This is a genomic window from Plectonema radiosum NIES-515, from assembly GCF_025753815.1.
Lineage (GTDB): Bacteria > Cyanobacteriota > Cyanobacteriia > Cyanobacteriales > Nostocaceae > Hassallia > Hassallia radiosum_A.
Genome location: NZ_JAOWRF010000055.1, coordinates 1 through 4,819, shown reverse-complemented (window position 1 = coordinate 4,819; position 4,819 = coordinate 1). Strand labels below are relative to the sequence as shown.

The 4,819-nt window shown below is 43.5% G+C and carries 6 protein-coding genes; 1 reads left to right on the top strand and 5 read right to left on the bottom strand.

What is annotated here, in order from left to right; translation table 11 throughout:
• Nucleotides 1-338: 338 nt before the first annotated feature.
• The 3 genes from OGM63_RS03690 to rpmI are packed head-to-tail and all read right to left on the bottom strand — an operon-like array spanning nt 339 to nt 1,769.
• Nucleotides 339-1,184: a transporter substrate-binding domain-containing protein gene (locus OGM63_RS03690; protein WP_263744155.1), complete on the bottom strand. Its 846-nt coding sequence runs from the start codon at nt 1,182-1,184 to the stop codon at nt 339-341.
• A gap of 11 nt (nt 1,185-1,195) precedes the next feature.
• A complete protein-coding gene (rplT, locus tag OGM63_RS03685; RefSeq protein WP_263744154.1) occupies nt 1,196-1,552 on the bottom strand; it encodes a 50S ribosomal protein L20 in 357 nt (118 codons plus the stop codon).
• A 19-nt stretch (nt 1,553-1,571) separates the two neighbouring features.
• Nucleotides 1,572-1,769 carry a 50S ribosomal protein L35 gene (gene rpmI, locus OGM63_RS03680; RefSeq protein WP_263744153.1) on the bottom strand — a complete coding sequence of 66 codons (198 nt, stop codon included), beginning with the start codon at nt 1,767-1,769 and terminating at the stop codon, nt 1,572-1,574.
• An 81-nt stretch (nt 1,770-1,850) separates the two neighbouring features.
• Here rpmI and OGM63_RS03675 point away from each other — a divergent pair, with 81 nt between their 5' ends.
• The gene (locus OGM63_RS03675) at nt 1,851-2,468 is read left to right on the top strand and encodes a Uma2 family endonuclease (RefSeq protein WP_263744152.1); all 618 of its coding nucleotides are present in this window, start codon (nt 1,851-1,853) and stop codon (nt 2,466-2,468) included.
• Nucleotides 2,469-2,685: 217 nt separating this feature from the next.
• On the opposite strand, the gene OGM63_RS03670 is transcribed toward OGM63_RS03675, so the two are convergent.
• Nucleotides 2,686-3,093: a hypothetical protein gene (locus tag OGM63_RS03670; protein ID WP_263744151.1), complete on the bottom strand. Its 408-nt coding sequence runs from the start codon at nt 3,091-3,093 to the stop codon at nt 2,686-2,688.
• A gap of 269 nt (nt 3,094-3,362) precedes the next feature.
• Nucleotides 3,363-4,819 (bottom strand): 3'-5' exonuclease (locus OGM63_RS03665; RefSeq protein WP_263744150.1); only part of this gene is annotated, 1,457 nt, incomplete at its 5' end.

Sequence of the window (4,819 nt, the reverse complement as noted above, 5' to 3'; positions counted from 1 at the left end):
GTGGGGAGTAGGGTGTGGGGAGTAGGGTGTGGGGAGTAGGGAGTAGGGTGTGGGGAGTAGGGAGTAGGGTGTGGGGAGTAGGGTGTGGGGAGTAGGGAGTAGGGTGTGGGGAGTAGGGAGTAGGGTGTAGGGAGTAGGGGACAAGGGGGACAAGGGGAAGTGATAACTCCTAACTCCTAACTCCTAACTCCTAACCCCTAACTCCAAACTCCCAACTCCAAACTCCCAACTCCAAACTCCTAACTCCAAACTCCCAACTCCTAACTCCCAACTCCAAACTCCCAACTCCCAACTCCTAACTCCTAACTCCCTACTCCCTACTCCCTACTCCCTACTCCCTACTCCCTACTCCCTACTCTTAACTCAGATTGAGGTAGTCCCCAGTATTTTACGCGTTCAGTAAGCCAACCTTTAGCTATGTAACGAGCGATCGCTTCATTTACTCGCTGTCGCAATTCATCGTATTGCAATCCTTTGGGCATTACTACCGATAAGGGTTGTGTTGATAGTTTGGTTGAAAGTAAGCGATAACCGCTATCTTGTTGCACCCAACCGCTGAGGACGCTTGCATCTGCGGCAAAAGCATCACAATTATTCTTTTCTAAAAGCGATCGCGCTTCTTCGTAAGAATTCACTCCCACTAACTCCGCAGTTGGTATATAATATTTAACTTCCGCAATCGTGCTAGATTTTTTCAAAACGGCTATTTTCCGTCTGGCAAAATCCTTAATCCGTTGCGCTGAAGCATCTTTGGTGATTAATGCAGTCCCATCAAAATAGTAGGGAACACTGAAGCTAACTAAACGAGCACGTGATTCGGTTGCTGTGACTCTAGCTATAGTCAGATCAACTTGATTATTTAAAACTACAGTCATGCGATCGCGATTGTTGACAGGTTTAAACTTGACTGCGTTTAATGAGCCTAATAAGTCTTGCGCTAAGGCTTTCGCTAAGTCAATTTCTAATCCTTGCAGTTTGCCGCTGACATCAGTAAATCCCAACGGATGTAAATTATTTTTGACTGCAATTTTTAAGTAGCCGCGTTGCTGAATTTCTGGCATTTCTGCGGCATTTGCGATGAATTGGCTGTCTCCAAAAGAAAAGCTCAATATCAAAATTAAAGTCGCGGATAATACCAGATGTAACCGAGTAATTGCTTTTTTTCTGTTACATCCGTTATTCATCCGTTGCACCTTTATCCTTTCGCTTGGCTTGCTAATTCAACGACTTTGGTGAAGCCGGCTGAATCGAGGACTGCCATTTGGGCTAGCATTTTGCGATTGAGTTCGATGTTGGCTTTTTTGAGATTGCCAATTAATTGACTGTAACTCAAACCGTGTAGGCGTGCAGCAGCGTTAATGCGGGTGATCCACAGACGACGAAAATCGCGTTTGCAGTTTTTGCGATCGCGATAAGCACTCCGCAGCGCTTTCATCACTTGTTGATTAGCGGTTCTAAACAAAGTTGAGTGAGAACCACGAAAGCCTTTGGCTAGTTTGAGAATTTTTTTGCGGCGTTTACGAGCAACGTTACCGCGTTTTACTCTTGTCATTGTTTAATTTGGGATTAATTTACAAATAAGGAAGCATCAACCGTACATTTTCAGCATCGCATTCCTTTACAACTGCCATCTTAGACAATTTCTGCTTTTTGCTTGCAGTTTTGTGCTGTAGAAGGTGATTTTTGAAGGCTTTGCGACGCATAATTTTACCAGTAGCGGTAACGCGGAATCGTTTCGCCGCTGCTTTACGGGTTTTTAGTTTAGGCATAAACTAACTTTAATTCGACACGATCCCTAATTATAAGCTAAAAGAAATAAATTGAACTAATTTTAATAGCGCGGAGATTTTATGATTACCACCAACAAGAAGCTGACTTTTGAGGAATTTCTCGCCCAGTACCCAGATGGCTATGGTATCTTTGAACTTGTGAATGGCGAGATTGTCCAAGTGGAAGCGACTAGAGCGCATAAAAATGTAGCACGATATCTCATGTTTAATTTCAATGATGAAATTAGACGCTTAGGACTAGATTACATTGTTGACAAGGATATAGTCTTTAGAACTAAAACTGCTCAGGGGAGAGAACAAGGTAGAAACCCTGAGGTGGGTGTAGTTCTTGCTTCTGTGTGGAACGCAAATGTACTTGCATATGGTGCTTTAACTGAATCGATACAACTTGCTGTGGAAGTGGTATCAACTAATTGGGAAGATGATTACGTTGACAAGTTAGATGAGTATCAACGGCTGGGTATTGCTGAGTATTGGATTGTTGATTATTTAGCGATCGCTTCCCGCAATTATCTTGGTAATCCCAAAGTTCCTTCGGTTTTTGTTTACCAGTTAATTGACGGAGAATATCAAGTTCAACAATATAAGGAATCTGAGCGCATTATCTCACAAACTTTCCCCGAACTGGCGATCGCAGTCGAGCAAGTCGTTACCGCCAGCTTGATTTATAAACTGTAATAGTATACGTGAAATTTTCATGCGTTCCCGCTCCGGGTTGCCGTAGGCATCGCTTGTCTTAAACCCCGGCGCCAACGCCAACGAAAGTATGCAAATTTTATTGCAATGTCACAAAACTTTATATCTAAAGGGTGATGCACACCACCCAGGCGCAAATCTAAACTTTAATCATCAGTCAGAATCAATCGAAAATCTAAAATCCAAAATCTCAAATCGATTACACCAGAGTTTGTGGGCAGTAGCCTAATTTTTTGAGAAACTGCTCCCGAAACGCCTCAATTTCTTGTTTATTAGGGCTACCGTGAGAGACAATCGATATTTGGTAGCGACGCATCGTTTTTACACTACACTGCCCAGATTCTAAACTTAGAAGTGCCATCTGCAAACGTTTTTGCGGCTCGTAGCTAATTCCTAATTCATTTAAAAAAGCTCGAAGATTTCCAGATTCCAAAGGTGTCATCTGACTATTTAGCTTGATCCGCACTAACCAGCCATCAATCTCATGAATTATGGTGACACAGAAAACGGGTATTTCCGGTTTGGCGTGTAGATGTTGAATCAGTCTGAGCGTTAAACTGGCGTTTGGCAGAAAGTACAAGTATTCTGTATCGGTGCTTAATTTCATAACTGCTCCTTTAGTGCGGTTCCTACATCTATCAAAAGTTGTATATATGGCACGTACAACATATCATCTTTGAGAAAGATATCAACCAATCTCGCTGTAATTCTTAATAGGCGTAAGTTTAATTAACTTATGCATTTTTGGGCTTGACAAAACTATCGTAGAGACGTTCCGGCGGAACGTCTCTACTTAGAGGTTCGGTGTGGAAGGTTTACATTTAGACGTTCGGTGTGGAACCTTTATACTAAGACGTTCCGGCGGAACGTCTCTACTTATTTGAACACTGTTGTCATCATCACACATTCAGGAAACTGCTGCTTTAACGCCGGAAAAACTGGACATGGAGCTTGTTGTTGTAAATTATCCGGCTTACTCCAAGTAAATGGCGCCATCTTAGCAGCAGACATCCACAACAAGCGCTTTGCCCGTGTCATGGCGACATACAATAAACGGTATTCTTCAGCAGTTTTCAGGTGTTTTGCCTGTTCCCAAGCAGCGGTGGTGCTGGGCAAAGCGCTTTCTTCACCGTGGAGGGCAGCGCGAATTTGGGCACGAGCAACTTCTGATAAAGTAAAATCGCCCAAAAATTGCCTTTGGGGAGGAACCCAAAATCTACCGGGAATTAAGTTTTCGTGCAAAAAGGGCAGAAAAACAAAGTCCCAATCTAGCCCTTTTGCTTTGTGCATGGTAATAATTGTAAGTTGACCCGGACGAGTGTAACGCGCTTCTACATCTCCAATTTCCACAGGTTCAAATCGTTCGGAACTGACGATTTCGCTTAAAGCTGCCAGCATTGCCCCCATTGAGCTATTACCAGCTATTTGCCGATTTACCCGTTCTGCGAGTTTGTCTGCTGTCGCAAGTTCGGCTTGGTCGTAATGTAACGTCAAAGCGATGAAGGAAATTAGCTGATACAAAGGCAGTTCTAAACGAGCGCGAAGTAAATTGCGACACAAGCGGCAGGCTTTTTGCACAGATTCTGTTTGCGGTGGTGCCAAGGGACCTGGATAGAGAAATTCTTCGGGAAGACTTGCGAGAGCGTTGAGGTCTTGCGTGGGGATTAATTGACGCTGTACCGAGACTTGTAAGGCAGCTTTGAGATAATCGGGGGAATGCGGGCGATCGCAAAATTGCAGTATTGCTAAAATATCTTCTGGGACATGAGAATGGCGATCGCGTTCCCCCACATCGTAAAGTACAATTTTATGCTCTTTGCACACAGGAGCAAGCGCTTCAGCTAACCAGCGTCCTTGGCGATTTTCCCGGACTAAAACTGCCGCACGGGTATTAGTTGGATCTTCGGCAAATAACTCAATTACTCTTTGAGAAAGTAACTCGACGGTATGATGAATATCGCGTGGAGTATAAAGTTCTAATCCCCTACCGATTGGTTGTGGATTAACATCATCTTTGCGATGATTCGGTTCAACGGGGTAAATTCTTTGCGGTCTAAATGGAGTTGTCGAAATCCGATTATTTGCCCTATTTAAATTAGTTAAATCCTTTTTATAAAGACCATTCACCCATTCCAAGGCAAAGTTTGCCGCTTCAATGATAATTTCAGTACTCCGACCAGCCTGATACATTGTTACGAGTCTGTCTTGCGCTTTGCACTCTTCGCAAAATTGCCGAAAATAAATTGGATCGGCTGGGGTAAAGCTAGAGTTAATCGCTTGGTTAGGATCACCGACGCGTACTAAGTTGATTAAGGATGAGGGAGAGGGGGAGA